The organism is Pirellulales bacterium (assembly GCA_019636345.1).
GTDB lineage: Bacteria > Planctomycetota > Planctomycetia > Pirellulales > Lacipirellulaceae.
This window is the reverse complement of sequence record JAHBXQ010000004.1, coordinates 258727-279200: the sequence shown is the minus strand read 5'-3', so window position 1 is coordinate 279200 and position 20474 is coordinate 258727. Positions and strand designations below refer to the sequence as shown.

The following is a 20474-nucleotide window of genomic DNA, read 5'->3' as shown; positions in this document are numbered from 1 at the left end:
GAATCGCTCGTGGCAGAAATCGCTTCGCAACAAGATGAAATGCACTCTCCCCGTCTTCCTAACCGCACACGGCCCGACGGCGGACCGCGACGGCGACCCCGGCCAGACCGACTAGGGCCAGCCCCAGGCAGCCTGGTTCGGGAACGACCCCGACGGCGGGTACGGCAGGAGATCCGCCGTACTGGTTGGACCAAATCGAAAGATCGTCGCCGTTGACCGTCTGGTCGCCGTTCGCGTCGCCGGTGCTCTTGTTCGGCTGTCCCGTCGCCCCGAAGCCCCGTTGCCAGACGAGAAAGTCGGCGCCGTCGACCGCTCCGCTGCTGTTGAAGTCCGCATCCGCGACGACGGCATTGCTGCCGAACACCTCGACCGTAAAGTTGTCGATCAGCCAGTCGAAGTCGTCGGAGGTCGACTCGCCGCCGGTGGTCATGGCGAAATAGTCCCACGAGTCGCTGAAGATGCCGTCAGGAACGTCGTTGTTCACTACCCGCTCGTAGTTTCCGAAACTCCACTGCATGCCCGAGGATCGCTCGGTCAGGGTCATCGTGGCGTAAATCGTGTCGCCCACGGTTTCCGGCGTCGCCGGATCGTCGAATCGCTTGAGGCTGAGCGACAGGTTGTAGACCTTGTTGATCGTCATGTGGACGAACGAATCGGTGGCCCCGGCGACGAAATCGGTCGCTCCGTTCATGATGCGCAAGTCCGTGGCGGACCCGGTGTTGCGTTCCTCGTTGATCCGCCCGATGGAGGTGACTGGCAATTGATCGATGTTGCTGTTCTCCGGGTCGTCGATGCCGACGCGCACGAACCAGCCTGCATCGCCGTTGGCGCCCACGGCGCCGGCGTCGCCGCGAAAGTTGCCGTTTTCTTGTCCCCAAACTGCCGGGGTGCTCCCCACGCCGGCGATCGGGTTCGTCTGACCTAGCTGGTTGTCCGTGTCCTGGAACAAGCCGAAGCGGACCTCGCCGATGGCCGGGACATGATTAATGTTCGTGTTCACGTTGACGTTCTGGGCGCTGTACCAGATGCGGAAGTCGAAACTCACCCGCACCTCGTCGTCGACCTCGGGCCCCAGCTCGATGCGATTGTCAAAGAAGCCCGCCGCCGCGTTGCCGCGTCCCTTGCTGTCGAACGCCAACGCGTAGCCCGTGTCGATCGCCTCGGCGTAGCGCACCCCGCCCGCGACTGAGTGGTTGAAACCGATTCCCGGATTCGTTTCCGGCAGCGCCCCGGCGGCGTCGTTGATGATCCCCAGCGCCGCCCGCGGCGCGGGTGTCGCGCCGCCGGTCCAACCGCCGATCGAGAACCACCGAATGCCCGTGTCGGCCGGGTTCAGAACCGTGTCGACTTCGTCGACCATGGTGTCTTGCGGGAAGATCATCGGAGCGCCGCCGTTGTTCAGCGCGACGTACGGCCCGACGGTCCCCAAGCCGCTGCTGCTGACGTCGACGTCGGCCGGTTCGAGCGGAATGCCGTTGTTGTTGAGATCGGCGTCCCCGAATCCGTCAAAGATTGCGACCGACGCCCATGCCGGCGTCGTGGCGCCGAAAGCGCACAGTAACCCGGCTCCGAACGAAGTACGAAGGTTCTCGAAGAACAATTCGCCGACCTTGCGGCACAGTTCGCCACGGACGTTCGTCATGGATGCGTCCCTTTGCGTGAGAATTCAGAAAAGGCGGTGGTCGGCCGACAAGACGGAATCGCTTGGCGATGCGCACGGAGCATGCCGTCCCGGAGGCGACCGCGAGAAGACATGCAAACAACGAGAAGCAAGCGGCTTGCCAACCCAGTGACGGAAGCGATGCTGCCCCAAGATCGCCGCCGACGTGAGATCGCAACTCATGAGCAAGCCGACAGGCTCGCCGACAAGGCGAGACGAAGCGCGTTCGTCCCGTGAGTCTCACCATGCCCTTTTCAGCGAAACGCAGCAATCAAAATTTGCGGATTCGAATTCCGTTTTTTCGACTTCTGCAAGCGACGCCTCGCGCCGAGGCAAGAACTACTCGCGGAATTTCCGCCGGTATTCCGTCGCCGTCATCCCTTCGTGGGTCCGAAACACGTCGCAGAAATAGCGAGCCTCGCTGAACCCGCACCGCTCGGCGATTTTCGCCACCGCGAGTTCCGTTTCGCACAACAGCAGCCGTGCGCGGGAGAGCTTCACCCGCGTGATCTCGGCCTTGATCGTCCGGCCGAGGAGTCGTTTGATACGCCGTTCAAGCGTTGTGGGAGATCGCACCGCGCGGGAGAGAACGTCCCCGACGGTGATTCCTTTAACGGCATTCTCGCGGACAAAACGAATCGCCGAGGCGACCTCCTCGTCCTCAATCGCCAGCATGTCGGTCGACAATCGGGCCGCAACGCCGCGGGGTTGCCCGATGAGGACCGGCTCGGTCGGAGCCTCGCCGCCGGCCATCAGCGCGGCCAACTGGGCGGCCGCCTCGTACCCGATCTGCAGCGAATTGATGTCGACGCTCGTCAGCGGCGGCGTGCAGAGATTGCACAGCAGCGGATCGTTGTCGACGCCGATGACCGCCACGTCGTCGGGGACGCGCAGGTTTGCCCGCAAACAGGCTTCGATCACTTGGTTGCCGCGATCGTCGTGGCACGTCATGATCCCGACCGGCTTGGGGAGCGCCTTGAGCCACGCGGCCGTTTCTTGCTGCGCCCGTTCCCAGTCGCGCACCCGACTTCGTCGGCCAGGTCCCAACAGGACTTGGCACTCGAATCCCGACTCGTCTGCCAATTGCACGAACAGATCGCACCGCAGATCCTGATTGGGATTCTGTCCGCGCGGCGTCCCGCAAAACGCAAAGTGCCGCAGCCCGCAATTCAGCAGGTGTTCAAACGCCAGCCGGACGACCGGTCGATTGTCGACCCCCACGAACGGCAGGCCGAGATCGGGAAACGCTCCGCGGACGTCGATCGCCGGGACGCCGGTTTGCAGGATGGCGTCGGCCATCCGGCGGTCGTCGATCCGAGCCAGGATTCCGTCGCCCCGCCAAGCCTTGAGCCAAGCAGGGGGGGCGTCTTCCAGCCCGTGCGGCTCGAACACCAGCGACCACGGGCCGTGCTCCTGATGGTAACGAGCAACGCCTCGCAGGAGCCCCCGCGCGTACTCCCGCGAGGTTTCAATCAACAGCGCGACGTGAGGGACGGAGCGCATCGGCACGGCAGACCGCCTTGAATCGAGGAAGTTCTCCAGGGCGTTCGTCGCGGATACTTGCGCCCCGGAGGGATGCTCGGACATCGAAATTACCGGCATCGCATGCAGAAAAGAGGACAAACGCTCCGCGCTATGATAAGGACATTCCACGCAGATGCACGACGCAAATCCCTAGTTTTCCAGGTACGTCGCAAAAAGTCATGCCAGAAAAACGGAATGCGCTTCCTGGAAACCAGATTGCCCCCCTTGTTCCGGCCGCTCAGAATTCAAGAAGGTTGAACTCGGCGGTTTCGCAGCCGTTGCCTCGCCGCCGCTCGTCTCCTTCAGGCCTCGTCGTCGCCCTTCGGAAGCTTCCCCCGCCGACTGCGTCGAGTTGAACGCGCTCTCCCGACCGCGGCGCCGCGGCGAGAGTTCTCGTCGCGGCGCCTTCGAGATTTCGCCCCGGTCTTACGTCGCCATGTCACGCCGTCTCGGGCTTCTGGTCGCAACGCTGCTGGCGCTGAGCTGCGCTGCGCGGGCTGGCGCCGTCGAGAGCGTCTGGGCCTATCCTGGCGTCACCGGGCGGTTGATCTACGCCCCCGACGCCCAGGGGGATCGCATCATGGACTTTTCCGGCGTCGGTTACCGCGGCCGAGGCGTCGAACTGATCCCGAATCTCGTCCCGACGATCGTCACGGTCGCCCCCGTGGCGGGCGACGACACCGCGACCATTCAGGCTGCCATCGACCTGGTTGCGGCGCTGCCGATCGGGCCCGACGGATTCCGCGGCGCCGTGGAACTCACGGCCGGCAGCTTCGACGTTCACACTCAACTGAACATCACCGCCAGCGGGGTCGTGCTTCGCGGCGCGGGGCGCGATCCAGGCACAGGCACGGTGCTGCACGCCCGCGGCACGTCGCAACGGGCGCTGATCAACGTCGTCGGGACGGGTTCGCAATCGCTGACCGGTTCGACTCGCAACATGATCGACAAGACGGTCCCCGTCGGCGCCACCAGCTTTCGCGTCGATTCAACGGCCGGATTCTCGGTGGGCGACACGGTGCGGATCGAGCGTCCCAGTACGGCGGAGTGGATCCACGACATCGGCATGGACAGCATCCCTCCCCGCAGCGACGGCGGCACGGTCGTGCAATGGCAACCTGGAACGATGAACATCCGCTTCGACCGCGTGATCACGCGAATCGAGGGGGATCGGATCTTCCTCGACGCTCCGCTGGCGAATTCGTTCGAGCAGCAGTACGGCGGGGGGACGATTCGTCGCTATACCTGGGGAGGTCGGATCGAGAACGTCGGCGTCGAAAACCTGCGAGCGGAATCCGATTTCGTCTCGGCGACCGACGAGAACCACGCCTGGGACTTCGTCTCGATCAACGCGGCGCAGAACGTTTGGGTCCGGCACGCCACGTCGGCCTACTTCGCCGGTTCGGCGGTCCTAAGCAACCCGGGAGCAAAATGGGTCACGGTCGAAGACGTCGTCAACCTCGACCCCAAGAGCCTCATTGCCGGCGAACGCAGGTATACCTTCAATCTGAGCGGGCAATTGGAGTTGGTCACCCAGAGCGAGGCCAACAACGGCCGGCACGACTTCGTGAACAACAGCACGCGCCCGCCGGGTCCGCATGTGTTCCATCGGTCGATCGCCCGCAACGCGATCGACGAAACGGGGCCCCACCAACGTTGGGCGACAGGTTCGCTGTTCGACAACATCGTGGTCGAGGGAGACCAGATCAACGCGCGCAATCGAGGCAATTTCGGCACCGGTCACGGCTGGGCTGGCGCCAACATGGTCATCTGGAACTCGACCGCACAGAGCTTCATCGTTCAGAACCCGCCGACCGCGCAGAATTGGCTCGTCGGCTCGACCGGAACGCTCGTCAACGACGCCACGTTCGGCCCGCAGCCTCCCGGGTACGTCGATTCGATGAACCAGCGGGTCGCGGTCGACAGTCTCTACGATCAACAACTGGCCGACTCGGCCGACATCCGCGTCGTCCATTGGAACTCGCCGACCGGGGACTGGAACGACGCCGCGAACTGGCGGGCCGGCCTTGTCCCGGCGGTGTACTCGGTCGTTCACCGCGATTACCTCGTCGGCGACATCGACGATTTCGTTTATGACGGCCCGGCGAGCGTCGATAACCCCGCTCTCGATTCAGCCTGGGGCGCGTACGTCGAAGCTTCGAGCGGACTGCCCGTGACAGGGTTCGACGACCTCGCCGGCTCGGCCAACGTCGCGTTCACGGTGCAGCACCAACTCGATCCCGGCGAGCGGGTCGTTTACGGGTCGCTCGCCCTCGCGCTGAAGAAGGGCCCCGGTTCGGCTGCCGACGATTTCGTCCGGTTGTTCGACGCCGACCCGGCGAATCAACACACGTTCGCTGCGCTCGGCTGGAGCGGCGCGGTCAACTCGACTTCCGCGCACGTCGGCGTGCTCGATCTGGGCGCCCGGCTCGATTCGTTGCAGAGCGGTGCGATCAACGTGCAAATCAGCGGCGACACGGGAGTCGACTGGGCCCTGTATCAGGCCTCGATCGCCAAACCGATCGGCGACGCCAGCGGCGCCGCGGCTTATATCGACAACGGAGGCGTCGCCCAGATCAGCGGCGACATCGGCGCGCTCGGCGCCCTGGTCGTCGGCGGTTCGCAAACGGCCGGGGCCCTCGCCGTCGAGGCCGGCGGGCGGATTGACGTCATCGGGCCGCTGGCGGTCAACGATTCGGGACTGCTCCAATTCGAACTCGCCGCGGGAGGACAAGCAGGCGCCGTCAACGTCGGCGGGCAAGCGACGCTGCAGGGAACTCTCAGCATCTCGCTGGCCCCCGGTTACATCCCGGCGCCGGGGGATCAGTTCACCCTGCTCACCGCGGACAGCCTTGTCGAAAACCTGGCAAGCGTCTCGCTGCCTTTCTCCCCCGTCGGCGGCGTTTGGGCGCTGGGGATCGACGACGCGTCGCTGGTGATTGAGTTGTTTCACAGCGCGGACTTCAATCTCGACCGCATCGTCGACGGGAGCGATCTGGCGGCATGGTCGACCGGGTTCGGAGCCGAAAACCCGACCCATGCCGCCGGCGACGCGAACGGCGACGGTCGTGTCGACGGTCTCGACCTGTTGGCGTGGCAGCGACAACTCGGCTCGTCCTCGCTCGCCGCGAATTCCGCCGCGGTCCCCGAACCGGCTTCGCTGATCCTCGCAGCCGCCGGCTGGCTCGCGGCGGTCCTCCGATGGCATCGGCACGCAACGCACGCAAAGGCAAACTCAGCAAGCTAGGTCAGGAGGCCCGTCGTCACGATGCAACTGCCAGGAAAACGTGCGCTCGTCACCGGCGGGACTCGCGGGATCGGCGCGGCGGTCGCACTCGACTTCGTCGCCGCCGGCGCAAAGGTCGTCGTGAACGGCCGAACCAACGACGGCGACGCGGCCGAGGTCTGTCGCCAAGCGGAAGCGGCCGGAGGGTTCTGCCGCTTCGTGCAGGCCGACGTCGCCGTTCCTGCCGAGGCGGACCGCTGCGTCGACGAGGCGATCGAACTGCTGGGAGGACTCGACGTGCTGGTCCACAGCGCCGGCGGTCCCGCGCCAGGGTCGATCGACCAGATCACGCTCGACGAGTGGCGAGCCGCGTTCGACGTTCACGTCCACGCGGCGTTCACCCTTTGCCGGCGTGCGTTGCCGGCGATTCGCCGCAGCGGCGAGGGGGCGATCGTGCTGGTCTCGTCCGCGGCCGCGGTCCGGGGCTGTCCCGGCGCGATCGCCTACGGCACGGTCAAAGGGGCGATCCTGCAATTCACCCGGATGCTCGCACGCGACGTCGCCGACGACAACATCCGCGTCAATTGCGTCGCGCCCGGGATCATCCGCACGCGATTCCATCAGGCGATGTCGCACGAGCAGCAGGCCCACAACCTCCGTCAACGCATTCCGCTCCACCGCGAGGGGACGCCCGCCGACGTCGCCGAGGTCGTCCGACTGCTGGCGACCAACGAATTCATGACGGGCGAGTACGTCGTCGTCGACGGCGGGATGTCGATGCAGATGGTTCGCTGACTGCCGGCCGAACCTCACCCCTTCATCCACTCCCGGAGCGTGTCGAAGTCTCGCTGCAGCGCCGCGAGGTGCTCCTCGGCCGGCCCCGGCTTCAAGTACTCGACGTGCACGGAGATCGGCCCCGCGAATTCGCTCTTGGCCAACTCCTGGTAGAAGCGGCGGTCGAGCAGTCCATCGCCGAGCGCCGCGTGCGCGCTTTTGCCCTTGCTCCAGACGAAGTCCTTGACCGAGTACGCCTGCACGTGCGGCCGGATGAGCTGGTAGAGCAGGGGCCACGCCTCGCCGGCCTCGACCATGGCGTGCCGCAGGTCGTAGACGCAGCCGATCTCCTCCGGCGGCACGTCCTTCAGCAGGCTTCGCAGGTCCCAGAACGTGGCGCCGACGAACGTCGCCCCGCAGTGGTTCTGGTACAACGCGCTGATCCCCAGTTTCCGGTTGAGCGCCGCCAACGCGTCGATCGTCGGCCGCAAGGCCTCCAGTTGCGGCTCGATCGGCTGCTTGACGTCGTAGCGGTGAAACCCGATCCGATAGTGCGTTACTCCGTTGTCGGCCGCGGCACGCAGGGTGGTCTCGGCCTCGGGCTGGTCCGCGCTGAGGATGTCGGTGGTCAGGATCGTGATCTCAAGCCCCTGCTTCGCTAGGGCCCGCTTGAACTTGGGCAACTCAACGGCGGCTGTTGCGGGCTTCAAATACCCGTCGGCGGTTCGCACCGTCGCTTCGACGCCGTCGAAACCGAGTTCGGCGATCCGCTCGGCCAGTTCGTCGTAGCTCAACTCCTGCAGGAACTTGATGAACGCACAATACCGGCGCGGGCCGGCCTGTCCGGCGACCGTCGCCGACGGCGCGGCGGCGAGCTGCGACCAGGAACGAGTCGCCGCGACGGCCCCCGCAGTTGCGGCCAACGCGGCGCCCGAAAACTGACGGCGGGACAACGAAGTGCGCGGATCGATCATCTTGAATCTGCCTCAAGTTAGAGATTCGGCCGCGGCGCCGCGGACAAGCTTCGCCCGCACGGCGTCTCGGGTTTGGTTGGTTCGCCGCACCGCCCCGACGACCAGGAGCACGACCAGATAGACGGCGACGACCCCCATGCCGGGCCAGCCGCTGGTCTTAAGCACCGCGGAGATCGCGGCCCCGATCGCCGAAGCCGCGGCCAGGCACATCAGCAGGTTGACGACCAATCGCTTCCAGCCGACGAGCATCTCGCCGCCCATCAGCTCACGACGATTCATGAGCAGCAAGAACGCCACGTAGGCGATCGGCAACAGCGAGGCGCACACGACGCTGGCGGCCACTGTCAGCCAAGCCTTGGTCGCTCCCTGCCAAACGACCGGCCACAACAGGGCGATCGAAGGCACAAGACACCCCAGGCGAAATCGCCAACCGCCGACCGGGGCGTTCGTCGCGTCGCAAACGATGAACCCCGAGATCAGCATCATCAGGGCGATCGACGACACGGTCATCCCCGCTACGCCGACGCCGAACACAATGTTGGCGACGAACCGGCCGTCGCTCTCTTCGCCTCCTCCGAACAGCGTGACCAGCGATTGCGCCAAGTCCGACGCGTCGCGCCGCACCAGCATCGCGGCCAATTGCTCTTCCTCGGCCGCCGGGGGCGGAACATCGCCGCGGCTCGCTGCCAGAGCGCTTGACCGGGCGGCCATCATTCCGGCGTACTCGCCGCGAAAACGCTCGGGGACGACGACCTCGCCGTGAGCGTCGACGCCGAACCCTCCGGGAACTTGGGCGTGAAATTGGTGCGCCGACGCCACGATGACGCAGCCGGTGGCGATCACGAACGGCAGAAACATGGCCGTCGCCAGATCGAACAGCTCGAGCCGTCGGAATTCGCGCCCCCACCCCCGGGTGCGCAGCAGTGTGGGAAGCATGTAGGTCATGTTCACCCCGACCGCCGCCGAACCGGCGCCCAACATCACGTCGCGTTGCTGGCTGACGATCAGGTCGTGCCAGAAGGCGCGCGTCCCCGGGTTGCCGATCGCCGCCAGCAGCGGCTCGAACGCGACGGCCGGCCGCGTGAAGTTCCGCGGGCTGGGTATGACGCCGGCGAGCACGACCCCCCACTCGATCCCGTCGCCTGTCGTGGCGATCCGCACCACCACGCCGATGAAGCTGAGCACGATGATCGCGACGACCAGTTTCAACAACCGATCGAACCACCGCACGCCGGCGCTGCCGCTGCCGTAGCTCCACGCCACGGCCGTACAGGCCGCGAACGCGGCCAGCGACACGGCGTACTTGGCGCCGTCGCCTTCGCCGAGCCAGCCTTCCGAGCCGAACCAGCTCGGCGCCAAGTTCTGCTCCATGACGGCGAAGGTCAACCCATACTGCGGCATCGACCACACCACATTCGCCACCAGCGCCGCGGCGAGCCACGACCACCCGAGCAGCGGATTGACATGCTTGTTGATCGCCCGAAACGGCGACTCGTTGATCGACAGCGTCACGTAGCTGATCGCCCCTAGCATGACGACCCCCATCGCCATGGCGTAGGGTTGGATCCACACCATGCCGACCCCGGCCAGGATCCCCAGATACAGGCTGCTCCCCAGCGACCCGGCGCCCAGCGTCAGGGCACTGGTCAGCCACCCCGGCCCCGAGAACCGCGCGTACGCCCCCAGCGCCGGCAACATCCCGCGGGCTTCAGCATCGCGGAGCACGGCCCGCTGGCGTTCGAGATGGAAGTCCTGGCCCATGGGGCGAGATCGCCGTCGCATGATACGAGCAAGAGCCGACAAGAGACCAAACCGGGGTCCGCGCCGGTTTCGGGCGAACTGTCGCACGGGGGACCCGCGGCCTCCCCCGGCGAGATGAGAAGCCCCATTTTCTCGGGAAAACCGCAGCAGGCCAATCCGTTTTCTCGAAACTCGACTCCAATTTTCCGACCGCTCCGGGGGGAGCCGAAGTCCCCAGAGATGGCGGCGAGACGGTCTTGGTCGAGGCCTTGCGTCTCAGCAGGGGCGCAGCGGGCGCCGAACCAAGCCCGGCAGATTTCGACCCTCGCCCGCAGGCGATTCCCAGGCAGATCCTGTGGAGTCGAACGCTGTCGCAAATTCACAGCTCGCGCCCAGGTCCCGAATCTCGCCTCAAACCCTGCGGCCCCCGCGTCACTGCGCGAGACTTCCTTCCCGACGAACTAACCGATGCAGAGGCCCGCGCAGGCCTCCTCCCCGCCCGACTCCGGGCCCCTGGCACCCCCCGAGGCAGCCGCTACAATACCGAGTCTGCCGACCGCTCCCTTAGCTCAATTGGCAGAGCAACTGACTCTTAATCAGTAGGTTCATGGTTCGAGTCCATGAGGGAGCACTCTCACAAGCACTGGTTTGCCCCCGGTTTCACGGCAAAGATCTTCACGCTGGCCGCCAGGGCGTTAACGTCGTAGCGGCTGAGCAGGTCGGCCAGTTGCTCGTGGATTTGTTGCGGCGCCGGCGCTCCGCAGCAGCCTCCCGCGCCGAGCCCCGGCAACCCCGCTTCGGCCGCCGGGGCTGGGACGCAGCAAGCGGCCTCCTCGGCCTGGGCGTAGGCGTTCAGGTCGAAAACGACCGAAATGGACAGGCGCCGTGCGGCCGTCAAGATCATCGAGAGCGGTTCTCCGGATGGAGAGCGCGCCGCCGCGCATTCCAGAGCCCACGGGCGCCGCTCGGCTACGGATGCGTTTCCGGCATCTGATGGCAAGTCGTGCAGCTCATCTTGCCCATCGCGTCGCGAGTCCCCTCGGGGCCGTGACATTCCAGGCAATTGGTCACCGCGGGAGCGAGCGCAGCATGACCTCCGTCGCCGCTTGCCTTGCGGTTCAGGATCTCGACGACTTTCTTCGCTCCGTCCGACGCGAGCCGTCGACAGCGTTCTTTCTTCTCTATGGAAAAGGCGTCCCTCTCTGCAACCTTGCACCACCTGCCGACGGAGACGTGACACAGCAGGGACCCGGCGACGCAGGGCATGGTTTCAGAGGCCCACTCAGGCCGCGTCGGAGCATATTGGGGCAGCGCGCTGGTTTCGTACCAAGTGCAAAGCTCCGTGACGAGTTGTTCGAGAGTCGCCTTGTCTTGCTCCGGGTGGAACAACCCGCACAACGCCGCTCCGCCGTTGACGACCCCGCACAGGGACCCCCAGGCCCCGACCCCGCCGTCTCCGTAACGCATCATGACGACAGGGAAGGCATCGTAGGGAGCTCCGTAGCGGGCCGACAGTTCTCCCAAGACGCTTCCGACGACCGCATACATACAGCCCCCCTCGGGATAGATTGCGTAGGCGCGGTCGGCGCACGCCTCGGGGTCCAGCGGCCGATACCTCCATGGGTCCTCGCGTTCTCCGGCGGGTTTGCGCCCCTCGAGGGCGGATCCCGAATCGACGGCTTCTGCAAGCGATCGTCGTCCTGCGCAATAGGCCAACACGCTTGAGCTGCCGATGGCAGTCAGCATTTGTCTCCGATCGACGGCAGCCATGGTTCGTTTCTCCCGGGCAGTCAGCGCGCGTGCGGGGCGGGGCGGGAATTAGAGTTGCTTAATTGCATCAATGTGCAAATATCGTTCCAAACCCATTCCGTCCACGCGTACCTGAGTCCGTTTGCTCAAGGAGCCTCGGCGCTGCAACAGCCTCCCGCTCGTTCCAGCAGCACGGCTCGTTGCTGATCGGCTAGCAGGATCGGGTCATCTTGGACGCACTCCCGCAGACAATCGAGCATTCGCGCCGCAATTGACGAGCGCGGCGGGGCCAGCGAGTAGAAGCACCACGGGCCGACCCTGCGGACGCTCACGAACCCTGCTTTGCGGAGACACGCCAGATGCTGCGACACGCGCGGCTGGGGTATCGCCAGGATGGTCGTGACGTCTCCCACGCACGTTTCCTTGCGCAACAGCAGATTCAGAATTCGCAGCCGGGTTCGATCGGCGAACGCCTGGAACAGTTCCTCCGGAGGGCATGAAGGGACCCGCGCGATCTCCGCCGCGGCCCCCGCCGGGCCGTCCGCTTGGCAGCACGCCTTGTCGCTCATGGCATCGTTCTCGGCGAAGGAACTGCTCCGGCCAACTGGCCGGAGCAGGGAGCCCGCGAAACGATCTATGCGACGTGTCGCTTCGCGGTCGAGACGGTCTCGCCCACGAGTCGGCCTTCCGTCAGCCGAATCATCCGCTTGGCTCGTTGGGCGGCCCGGGGGTCGTGAGTCACCATGACGATGGTGCGCCCCTCGGCGTTGAACTCTTCAAAGAAGCGGATCACTTGGCTGGCCGTCTCGGGGTCGAGATTCCCCGTCGGTTCGTCGGCGAGAATCACGGCCGGATCGTTCGCCAACATCCGGGCCAGGGCCACGCGTTGCTGCTGGCCGACGCTCAGTTCCGACGGCTTGTGATCGAGTCGATCTCCCAGCCCGACCCGATCGAGCAAGGCGCCGGCGCGCTGCCGTTGCTCCTGTTCAGCGACGCCGGCCAGAAATAACGGCACCTGCACGTTCTCCAGGGCCGTCAGATACGGCACCAAGTTGAACGTCTGGAACACGAAGCCGACGTATTTCTGCCGCAGTTTGGCTCGCTCGTCGGCAGAGCGTTCGTACAGGGAATGCCCGTCGAGGGTCACCAATCCTGCCGTGGGGGAGAGCATTCCGCCGAGCATCAGCAACAGCGTGCTTTTGCCGCTGCCGCTGGGGCCGACCAGCGAGACGAAATCGCCTTTGGGGATTTCGATCGAGGCGTCGACGAGCCCGGCGACCGGCTGCTTGCGAAGGAAGTAATTCTTGGATACGCGTTCCATGCACAACATGGCTTAGATCTCCCGGAAAGTGGCGACTGGATCGAGCATGGCGGCCCGGCGGGCTGGGATGTAGCTGGCGACGAGGGCAATTCCGACGGAAATGGCGACGGCCCACACCGACAACAACGGCATCGGCAAGACCGTCACGCCGGCGAGCTTGGGCCCCAAGGCGACTGCCAAGACCGTGCCGATGACAAACCCGCCCACGCCTCCGACCAAGCCCAACACGAGAGCCTTGGCCAGAAACATGCGCTGGATGAGTCGCGAGTCGGCGCCCATCGCCATAAGCGTGCCGATCTCTCTTCGTCGTTCCGAGACGTTGGCGAACATGTAGTTCGCGATTCCGGCTCCGCCGACGACGACGATGATCGCCACAAACAGCTGCGACAGCCGTTCCATCATGTTGTGCACCTTGACCTGGGTGTCGACGACCTGCTTGACGGTCACCACCTTGGCGTCGGGCAGCAGCTTGTTCACCCCGGCGACCAGCCCCGAGGCGATCTCCTTGCAGCAGCCGACGACTTCGATGCAGTTGACGACTTCTCCTTTGCCGGCCAGCCTTTGGACCGTGTGCAGGTGAGCGAAGATCCGCGAGTCGTCGACAGTCCCTGTCTCAGGCAGCACGGCGACGACCGTGAACGATTCACCCAGCAGGTTCGCCGTCGAACCTTCGGAAAGTCCCTGAGCGGCCGCCACGTCGGCGCCGATCAGCGCCTCGTTCGGCGCGAGGTCCTTGATCACGCGTTTGCGAACCAGCGTCTTCTTGTCCTCCTCGGCCGGTTCGTCCCCCAGCTCGAGGGCGCCGCAGCCGATCGGGCGCGAGAAGATTCCCGCCCCCGCCCACGCCGCCTTGGCCTGGAATTCGCTCTTCGGCAAAATGCCGGTCAGCGAGTAATTGCGCCCCCCCAACTCCGTTGGGACGCACAACTTCGGCGACAGGTTGTCGACCCCCTGCAGGTCCGACATCGTCAGCCGCATGACGTATTCCTCGGGAATGACCTCTTCGTGCATGTCGGCCGCGTAGTAGTCTTGCAGCGAGACCGACTTCGGAAGGATCAGGACGTTGGCGCCCAAGCTGTCGAGCTCGCGGGCGACCGCTTTCTCCGAGTAGTGGGTGATATTGCGAATCGCGATGACCGTCGTGATGCCCAAGAGAATGCCCACGGTGATCGTGATCATCTGACTCTTGCGCTCGAACAGTTCGCGCCATACCAGCGTACGAAGATTCATGACCGGAGTTCCTTATTTGGCAGGTCCGCATTGTCCGCCGGGGCAACAGCCGTTGGGGCCGCATTGGCCTCCCGGACAGCATCCGGCTTGAGCCGAGGCGACCTTGGCGACCAAATCCTCGGTCGTCACCGCGCCGGCGAACTTGCCGATCGCCTGCCCCGCGGGTGAGACGAGCACCGTCACCGCCTCGGGGGTCTTGGGGCTTACTTGCAGGTTCGCAAGGAACGCCTTCTCGCTGGGGTCGGCGGGATCGATCACCACGACGCGCGTCGCGGCGGCAAACCGCTCGTCCGCCTGGAATCCCGCGACCGCCAACTTGGCGGCCGCCCGTTGCGTGGACTTCGCGTTTTGCACGCACACGAGCGTCAGCTTCTGTTCCTGCATCGCTTTGAGGCATTCGGCCGTGCCGCGACTGACGATCGCCTCCGCCAGTTGCCCGGAGGCGAGCTTGAGCGGCCACGCCTTCGTCACGGCGCCGTTCGGCGCCACAGCGGCGACCAACGGCAGCGGCGCCCGGGCGACGCCGAAGATCTCCACCGTCGCCGCTTCCCGCGAATCGGCGAGGCACACGCCGACGACCTCCGCCGGTCGCGGCAATTGTTTCATCCCGTCCTGCAGCGCAGTCTGCATCCGGTGCGTCGCGTCGTCGTTCTCTTTCCAGAACAGCACGAATGCGTATCGGCCTTGATCCGCAGCGGCGGCCAATGCGGCCAAGCCGGGACTGGCGTTGTTGTTCCAGGGATTCGTCGGTTTCTCGACCGCGTGTGCTGCGCTGCCGACCGCCGCGGCCGCGCTCAACGCCGCGGCGAACACGATCGATCGCACGTCAAGGGGAGACATGGGAAGACTTCCTTTCTTGAGGGGGAACATCCTAGACGCGCACCGCAAGTCAACGCGGCGGCGAAGGAGGGGCGAGTGCTCGCCAAGTCGCGGCATGTCGTCCGCGACTTATAGGGTGTATTCGCACAAACGAATATGGCAGCTTCAGCCAATCGCGTGCGATTCGACGCATATCTCAAGTCGTGCCGCGACCGCACAGCACGCACGCAGTCGTTCGCCGCAGTCGCACACAGACCGCGCGCCAGAACGAACCAGCGGACGACGAGACGGAGGCGATGCCGCGACCCGACGCCGCTGCTGGTCGCGTCGCGCGGAGATCACGTCGCGCTCGCGCCGAAACGCTTCGCGCGGCGCCTCGACGCGGCCTTCGATTGCGGCCGGATCGTCGCAGGGCCAGAACAACCGCTCGCCGAAACCGGGACACATTGTCGGTCGCGCTTGGTTGCGCTTAGCCCCCCGGTTTCACGGCAAAGATCTTCACGCTGGCCGCCAGGGCATTAACGTCGTAGCGGCTGAGCAGGTCGGCCAGTTGCTCGTGGATTTGTTGCGGCGCCGGCGCTCCGCAGCATCCTCCCGCGCCGAGCACCGGCAACCCCGCTTCGGCCGCCGCGGCTGGGACGCAGCAAGCGGCCTCCTCGGCCTGGGCGTAGGCATTGAGGTCGGCGCCCGTGTCGACGACTTCGACCGCAGCAAACCCCGCGTCCAGCAGCAGTTGGCGATACTCGGCGATCGGGATCGCCCCGGCGATGCACCCGACGTACGCCGAGATGTTCTCGGCGACCTCGGCGGGCAGCTCCTGCTTGAGTGCGATGTCGCTCACCGCCACGCGGCCGCCGGGACGCAGCACGCGATGCACCTCGCGCAGCACCGCGGCCTTGTCGGGCGCCAGGTTGATCACGCAGTTGCTGATCACGCAATCGACCGACGCGTCGGCCAACGGCAGCGCGTCGATCGTCGACAGGTGAAACTCGACGTTCTCGATCGGCCTGCCGTCGGCGCCGCGGGCCGCGTTGCGTCGGGCCAACTCGATCATCTGCGGGCTCATGTCGACGCCGATCGCCTTGCCGGTCGGACCGACCTTGCCGGCGGCCAAGAGCACGTCGAGCCCGCCGCCGCAGCCGAGATCGACGACCGCTTCGCCCGGCCGCAGCCGCGCCGTCGCGGTCGGATTGCCGCACGACAGCCCCATGTTCGCCTCGGCGGGGATCGACGCCAACTCCTCGGCCGTGTAACCGAACGCCTCGGCGACCGAACGGACGCCGTCCTGATCGCTCGACAGCCCCCGCATGGCGACGGCCGAATACTGGGAGCGAACCTGATTGAGAATCTCATCGTGACGATCGTTCATGGGGAACCTGCAGATGCGAGAGGATCAAGTGCGCCATCGACTGCGAAATACCGCCGGCGGAACCGAAAGGCGACGCCCACCAGCGCAATCATCACCGGCACTTCGACCAGCGGGCCGATGACCGCGGCGAACGCCGCTCCCGAATTGATGCCGAACACCGCGACGGCCACGGCAATCGCCAACTCGAAGTTGTTGCTGGCCGCGGTGAAGGCCAAAGTCGTCGTCTGCGAGTAATTCGCCCCGATCTGCCGCCCCATGAAGAAGCTCACGAGGAACATCAAAACGAAGTACGCGAGCAGCGGCACGGCGATCAGCAGCACGTCGCCGGGAATTTGCACGATCTGGTCTCCCTTGAGACTGAACATCACCAGGATCGTGAAGAGCAAGGCCACGAGCGTCAGCGGACTGATTCGCGGGATGAAGGTCTGCTCGTACCAGGCGCGCCCCTTCGCGCGGACCAGCACGAAGCGGCTCGCCATGCCGGCCAGGAACGGAACACCGAGGTAGATGAACACGCTCTCGGCGATCTGCCCCATGCTCACCTCGACGACGCTCCCCTCGAGCCCCACGAGCGGCGGCAGCCACGTGATGAACAGCCAGGCGTACGCGCTGTAGAACAGCACCTGAAACACGCTGTTAAAGGCGACCAGTCCCGCGGCGTATTCCGCGTCTCCCTTGGCCAAGTCGTTCCAGACGATGACCATCGCGATGCAGCGCGCCAGGCCGATCAGGATCAACCCGGTCATGTACTCGGGGTAGTCGCGCAAGAACAGGGCCGCCAGCACGAACATCAAGAGCGGACCGATGACCCAATTCTGCACCAGCGACAAGCCGAGGACTTTCCAGTTGCGGAACACGTCCCCCAGTTCCTCGTACCGCACCTTGGCCAACGGGGGATACATCATCAGGATCAATCCCAGCGCGATCGGCACGTTCGTCGTGCCGATCTGGAAGCGGTTGATCACCCCCTCGACGCCGGGGGCGAAGTGCCCGATCGCCACGCCGACGGCCATCGCCAGGAAGATCCACAGCGTGAGATATCGATCGAGAAAACCCAGCCGGCCGCGCGGACACGCGTCGGCGGCGCAACCGGCCGAGACCTCGGGGCGTGCAGGTCCGTTATTTGCCATGGTCGGCTCCCGGAAGCGATTCGGGCAACGTGGACACGAAATCGCGGATCTCGTCGCGGACCCGACGGTAGTGCGAGAGAGCCGCTTCCTCGCTCGCCGCCTCGCGCGCCAGTCGCGGGGGATCGTCGAACGGCCGATGAACGACTCGCGCCCGACCGCGAAACACGGGGCACGACTCCGCGGCGTTGTCGCACACCGTGACGACGTAGTCGAACTCGACCTCCGCCAGATCGTCGACGTGCTTGGAGTGCTGCGTCGCGAGGTCGACCCCAGCCTCGGCCATCACGGCCACGGCGTGCGGGTTCATCCCATGGGTGGCCACTCCGGCCGAGTAGGCCTCGATGACGTCCCCCTTCAGGGAGCGGGCCCATCCCTCGGCCATTTGGCTGCGGCACGAATTGCCGGTGCATAGGAACAAGATTTTCAGCATTTGCAGTTCGCCTGTCGTCGGCACAGTTCTTCGGGTTCGAGCTTCAGAATCTCTTTGAGCGTCGCGCGGTCGGCCTTTCCCTGGGGATCGCGGGCGAGACTGGCGAGCACCAGCTCGAGCGCACTGCGCACCTCCGGGAGCGCCTGCTCGTCGGCTAGGCGAAAGTACGCCCACCGACCCTCTTTGCGCGCCTCGACGAGCCGCGCCTGGTGAAGGATCGACATGTGCTTCGACACGGTCGACGGGGCCAATTGCAGCACCTCGACGATCTGGCAGAGGCACAGCTCGCGTCCGACCAGGAGCCCCAGCGCGCGGAGCCGATTTTCGTCGGCGAGAGCTTTCGTAACGGCTAACAGGTCGCGCATGATCGCCCCGGGCTAATTAGTTACTTCGCCATCCAACGAAATATAGGGCGGGGCGGCCGCGGGGTCAACCCCGATCCTTGGAAGCCATCGTCGTCGCCACATGCATCATCGCATTCCCGGGACAGGACGGCGGTCGAAGGCTTGCGCCTCGTGGATTTCTTTGGCGCGTTGAACTTCAATCCGTCTCGCGCGCGAACTGTCTGAGAAGTTCGCCGACAAAGCGCGAGTTTCTCCGAAACTGGCGTTTGCGCTGCGGCAATGCTCTGTCGCGTCCAGGAAGCGCCAGTCGGAGATGAGCCTGCGAAGAGCCGAGCGTTCAGCGACAGGAGGCTGAGACTGCGCCTCCGGCCGACGTCACCGGCGATTCAGCCCTCGGCCCTCGTCAGCAGGCCCCGGGAAGGCCTCGTCCCAAGCGTCGACGCCGACAAGCGGCAGGGCGAACTCGCACGCGGCCGCTTCCTCGGGCCCGCCGAGCTTGCGATAGAGTTCCCAGATTCGTTTCGGGCCGCCGGGGTCGTCGGGGTCGTCGGGGAAGCGGCGCAGCCCGATCCGGAGGCCGAACTCCGCCCGGTTGTCGATCCAGTTGTGGTAGTGCATTCCTTTGATTTCGGGGAGATCGCGGATCGCGTGCCAAGCGTACGCGAGCCCGGCGGCCTGGAGCGCAAGCTGCTCCGGCGAATAATCTCGCGAGTGGAATCCTTGCTCGGTGAGGAAGACGTCGCGGCAGGTTGCGCCTCGAAAGCGATGCTCGGGCCGGCGAACCCACTCGGCGAGCACCTCGATGTTCTTGAACGTGACGAACGGGGCGTCGGCGGATCGGGGCGCGCGATCGTCGTTCCAGGTTTCGGGGACCAACAGCGACTGCGGGTAGGGATGATACGCGATCCCCCAGTCGAAATCCCCCTCGGCCCGACTACGGGCGACGAGCTCCGCGAGCACCTCGCGCCCGGAATAGTACTCCGGACGTTCCGCCTGCCGCCAACTGTGGGTCAGCGAGACGAACGCCCGGGCCTGCGGATCGCGGAGACGGACGAGTTGATGGACGATACGCAGCGAACGGTGGTAAAGATCGACGTACTCGACGAGCGATTTTCGCCCCGCGTTGGTCCACTCTCGACCCGCGTCGACTTCGTTGTGAACGATCCAGTGGTGGATCCGGCCGTGACGGTCGTCCTCGCCCGCGTAGCGCCCGGCAAGATAGTCGATCGCCGCAGCGTAGGTTGCAATACCGCGCGGATCGTCGACGCTGGGCATTGCGAAGTGGGCCGGGGGCTGGTAGTCGGGATGGGCCATGAGTCGGCTTATCGGCGACGAGTCGCGCGGCGGCGGCACGAGCAGAATCGCGAACACGAGGATCTCCCGCTCGGCGGCGGCCCGCAACGTCGCGTCGAGCGCCGCGATCGCCCCTGCGTCGACGTCGTACGCTGTGCCGCCGTACTCATGTGCGGGAGACCCGTCGGCACTTGCGGCTCGCTCCCGCAGAAAATCGAGCGTCACGTTGACCGTGACGGTCGCGATGCCGAGTTCGTCAAGGTCGGAGACGAAACCGCGGCGGACGTCGAAGCCCCCGAGTCCCTTCTTGCTCCGCAGAAGCGGATGGGCTGCTGATCGGGCGGGGTGCTCGATCTCGGCGTACCGTGGCGACACGACCGGACGAATGGGCTGCTGAGGGCGGCTCGTGACTGACCAGCGAGAGAAGAGCCGATCGCGGACGATTCCCCCCGCGTCCTCGAAGCGAGGCAAGACGATCGCTTCGCCCGGCTTCGCAGGGAGCAGGATCGGTTCGACGGCGGCGCCCGGCCGGCCGCTCCCGAGCGGGTGTTCGGCAAGCCAGCATGGTCCCGACGCGGCGCCCGTGCAGACCTTCACGCCCGTCGCCGACCCCGCGACCACGAACTCAACCACCTGCTCGCGCACGTTTCTGTCGTCGTCGGCCGACGGGGCGAGGGAGGGGGGATCGGCGGCGGGACTTTCGGCGTGGCTGCAGACGACGCTCGTCGCCAACAACGCGCCGAGCATGACGAGGCGAGGGACCATGTCGAAGAGGTTCCGCAAGTCGGGAGATTGAAGGCGAAGCCGAATGCGTCCCTCATCCTACCACGAACGGATGGCGCCGACCTGCTGCGGCCGCTCGTTGACGGAACGTGACGAATACTCCTCCGA

General features: G+C 65.6%; 17 protein-coding genes and 1 tRNA gene. 3 read left to right on the top strand and 15 right to left on the bottom strand.

Annotated features, from left to right (window positions below; translation table 11 throughout):
• Positions 1–58: 58 nt before the first annotated feature.
• Together KF688_11845 and KF688_11840 are read right to left on the bottom strand one after the other, a co-directional pair.
• The gene (locus KF688_11845; GenBank protein ID MBX3426363.1) at positions 59–1642 is read right to left on the bottom strand and encodes a hypothetical protein; all 1584 of its coding nucleotides are present in this window, start codon (positions 1640–1642) and stop codon (positions 59–61) included.
• Positions 1643–1999: 357 nt separating this feature from the next.
• Complete coding sequence (locus KF688_11840) at positions 2000–3169, bottom strand: XylR family transcriptional regulator (protein MBX3426362.1); 1170 nt, start codon at positions 3167–3169, stop codon at positions 2000–2002.
• A gap of 451 nt (positions 3170–3620) precedes the next feature.
• Between KF688_11840 and KF688_11835 the strand changes: the two genes are divergently transcribed.
• Positions 3621–6431 carry a hypothetical protein gene (locus KF688_11835; protein MBX3426361.1) on the top strand — a complete coding sequence of 937 codons (2811 nt, stop codon included), beginning with the start codon at positions 3621–3623 and terminating at the stop codon, positions 6429–6431.
• A 21-nt stretch (positions 6432–6452) separates the two neighbouring features.
• Positions 6453–7205 (top strand): SDR family oxidoreductase, encoded by a 753-nt coding sequence (locus KF688_11830; protein ID MBX3426360.1) that lies wholly within the window; start codon positions 6453–6455, stop codon positions 7203–7205.
• 14 nt (positions 7206–7219) lie between these two features.
• Here KF688_11830 and KF688_11825 read toward each other — a convergent pair whose 3' ends face one another.
• A complete protein-coding gene (locus KF688_11825) occupies positions 7220–8158 on the bottom strand; it encodes a sugar phosphate isomerase/epimerase (GenBank protein MBX3426359.1) in 939 nt (312 codons plus the stop codon).
• Between the two features lie 12 nt (positions 8159–8170).
• Positions 8171–9940 carry a divalent metal cation transporter gene (locus KF688_11820; protein ID MBX3426358.1) on the bottom strand — a complete coding sequence of 590 codons (1770 nt, stop codon included), beginning with the start codon at positions 9938–9940 and terminating at the stop codon, positions 8171–8173.
• A 516-nt stretch (positions 9941–10456) separates the two neighbouring features.
• Between KF688_11820 and KF688_11815 the strand changes: the two genes are divergently transcribed.
• Positions 10457–10529 (top strand) — tRNA-Lys (locus tag KF688_11815).
• A 3-nt stretch (positions 10530–10532) separates the two neighbouring features.
• Here the strand turns inward: KF688_11815 and KF688_11810 are convergent.
• The 11 genes from KF688_11810 to KF688_11760 form a co-directional block, all read right to left on the bottom strand.
• The gene (locus KF688_11810; GenBank protein ID MBX3426357.1) at positions 10533–10802 is read right to left on the bottom strand and encodes a hypothetical protein; all 270 of its coding nucleotides are present in this window, start codon (positions 10800–10802) and stop codon (positions 10533–10535) included.
• Positions 10803–10867: 65 nt separating this feature from the next.
• Positions 10868–11668: a C_GCAxxG_C_C family protein gene (locus tag KF688_11805; protein MBX3426356.1), complete on the bottom strand. Its 801-nt coding sequence runs from the start codon at positions 11666–11668 to the stop codon at positions 10868–10870.
• 125 nt (positions 11669–11793) lie between these two features.
• Positions 11794–12216 carry a helix-turn-helix transcriptional regulator gene (locus KF688_11800; protein ID MBX3426355.1) on the bottom strand — a complete coding sequence of 141 codons (423 nt, stop codon included), beginning with the start codon at positions 12214–12216 and terminating at the stop codon, positions 11794–11796.
• A gap of 65 nt (positions 12217–12281) precedes the next feature.
• Positions 12282–12968 (bottom strand): ABC transporter ATP-binding protein, encoded by a 687-nt coding sequence (locus KF688_11795; protein MBX3426354.1) that lies wholly within the window; start codon positions 12966–12968, stop codon positions 12282–12284.
• A 12-nt stretch (positions 12969–12980) separates the two neighbouring features.
• Positions 12981–14198 (bottom strand): ABC transporter permease, encoded by a 1218-nt coding sequence (locus KF688_11790; protein ID MBX3426353.1) that lies wholly within the window; start codon positions 14196–14198, stop codon positions 12981–12983.
• A 12-nt stretch (positions 14199–14210) separates the two neighbouring features.
• Positions 14211–15038: a hypothetical protein gene (locus KF688_11785; protein MBX3426352.1), complete on the bottom strand. Its 828-nt coding sequence runs from the start codon at positions 15036–15038 to the stop codon at positions 14211–14213.
• A 448-nt stretch (positions 15039–15486) separates the two neighbouring features.
• Positions 15487–16386, bottom strand: a complete 900-nt coding sequence (arsM, locus tag KF688_11780; protein ID MBX3426351.1) for an arsenite methyltransferase — start codon at positions 16384–16386, stop codon at positions 15487–15489.
• On the bottom strand, positions 16383–17516 hold the full coding sequence (arsB, locus tag KF688_11775) for an ACR3 family arsenite efflux transporter (protein ID MBX3426350.1): 1134 nt from the start codon (positions 17514–17516) through the stop codon (positions 16383–16385). Before arsB ends, arsM begins: the two co-directional genes overlap by 4 nt.
• Entirely contained in the window at positions 17506–17946 is a 441-nt protein-coding gene (locus KF688_11770; GenBank protein MBX3426349.1) for an arsenate reductase ArsC, read from the bottom strand. The genes arsB and KF688_11770 overlap by 11 nt, the downstream gene beginning before the upstream one ends.
• The gene (locus KF688_11765) at positions 17940–18311 is read right to left on the bottom strand and encodes a winged helix-turn-helix transcriptional regulator (GenBank protein ID MBX3426348.1); all 372 of its coding nucleotides are present in this window, start codon (positions 18309–18311) and stop codon (positions 17940–17942) included. Before KF688_11765 ends, KF688_11770 begins: the two co-directional genes overlap by 7 nt.
• 354 nt (positions 18312–18665) lie before the next feature.
• Entirely contained in the window at positions 18666–20348 is a 1683-nt protein-coding gene (locus tag KF688_11760) for a hypothetical protein (protein ID MBX3426347.1), read from the bottom strand.
• Positions 20349–20474: the final 126 nt, after the last annotated feature.

What these genes read in the sequence shown, in the direction of transcription:
- KF688_11795 (MBX3426354.1), bottom strand. Translation starts at nt 12,968, where the DNA reads ATGGAACGCGTATCCAAGAATTACTTCCTTCGCAAGCAGCCGGTCGCC.
- KF688_11770 (MBX3426349.1), bottom strand. Translation starts at nt 17,946, where the DNA reads ATGCTGAAAATCTTGTTCCTATGCACCGGCAATTCGTGCCGCAGCCAA.
- KF688_11825 (MBX3426359.1), bottom strand. Translation starts at nt 8,158, where the DNA reads ATGATCGATCCGCGCACTTCGTTGTCCCGCCGTCAGTTTTCGGGCGCC.
- KF688_11805 (MBX3426356.1), bottom strand. Translation starts at nt 11,668, where the DNA reads ATGGCTGCCGTCGATCGGAGACAAATGCTGACTGCCATCGGCAGCTCA.
- KF688_11785 (MBX3426352.1), bottom strand. Translation starts at nt 15,038, where the DNA reads ATGTCTCCCCTTGACGTGCGATCGATCGTGTTCGCCGCGGCGTTGAGC.
- arsB (MBX3426350.1), bottom strand. Translation starts at nt 17,516, where the DNA reads ATGGCAAATAACGGACCTGCACGCCCCGAGGTCTCGGCCGGTTGCGCC.
- KF688_11790 (MBX3426353.1), bottom strand. Translation starts at nt 14,198, where the DNA reads ATGAATCTTCGTACGCTGGTATGGCGCGAACTGTTCGAGCGCAAGAGT.
- KF688_11835 (MBX3426361.1), top strand. Translation starts at nt 3,621, where the DNA reads ATGTCACGCCGTCTCGGGCTTCTGGTCGCAACGCTGCTGGCGCTGAGC.
- arsM (MBX3426351.1), bottom strand. Translation starts at nt 16,386, where the DNA reads ATGAACGATCGTCACGATGAGATTCTCAATCAGGTTCGCTCCCAGTAT.
- KF688_11765 (MBX3426348.1), bottom strand. Translation starts at nt 18,311, where the DNA reads ATGCGCGACCTGTTAGCCGTTACGAAAGCTCTCGCCGACGAAAATCGG.
- KF688_11760 (MBX3426347.1), bottom strand. Translation starts at nt 20,348, where the DNA reads ATGGTCCCTCGCCTCGTCATGCTCGGCGCGTTGTTGGCGACGAGCGTC.
- KF688_11830 (MBX3426360.1), top strand. Translation starts at nt 6,453, where the DNA reads ATGCAACTGCCAGGAAAACGTGCGCTCGTCACCGGCGGGACTCGCGGG.
- KF688_11810 (MBX3426357.1), bottom strand. Translation starts at nt 10,802, where the DNA reads ATGATCTTGACGGCCGCACGGCGCCTGTCCATTTCGGTCGTTTTCGAC.
- KF688_11820 (MBX3426358.1), bottom strand. Translation starts at nt 9,940, where the DNA reads ATGCGACGGCGATCTCGCCCCATGGGCCAGGACTTCCATCTCGAACGC.
- KF688_11800 (MBX3426355.1), bottom strand. Translation starts at nt 12,216, where the DNA reads ATGAGCGACAAGGCGTGCTGCCAAGCGGACGGCCCGGCGGGGGCCGCG.
- KF688_11845 (MBX3426363.1), bottom strand. Translation starts at nt 1,642, where the DNA reads ATGACGAACGTCCGTGGCGAACTGTGCCGCAAGGTCGGCGAATTGTTC.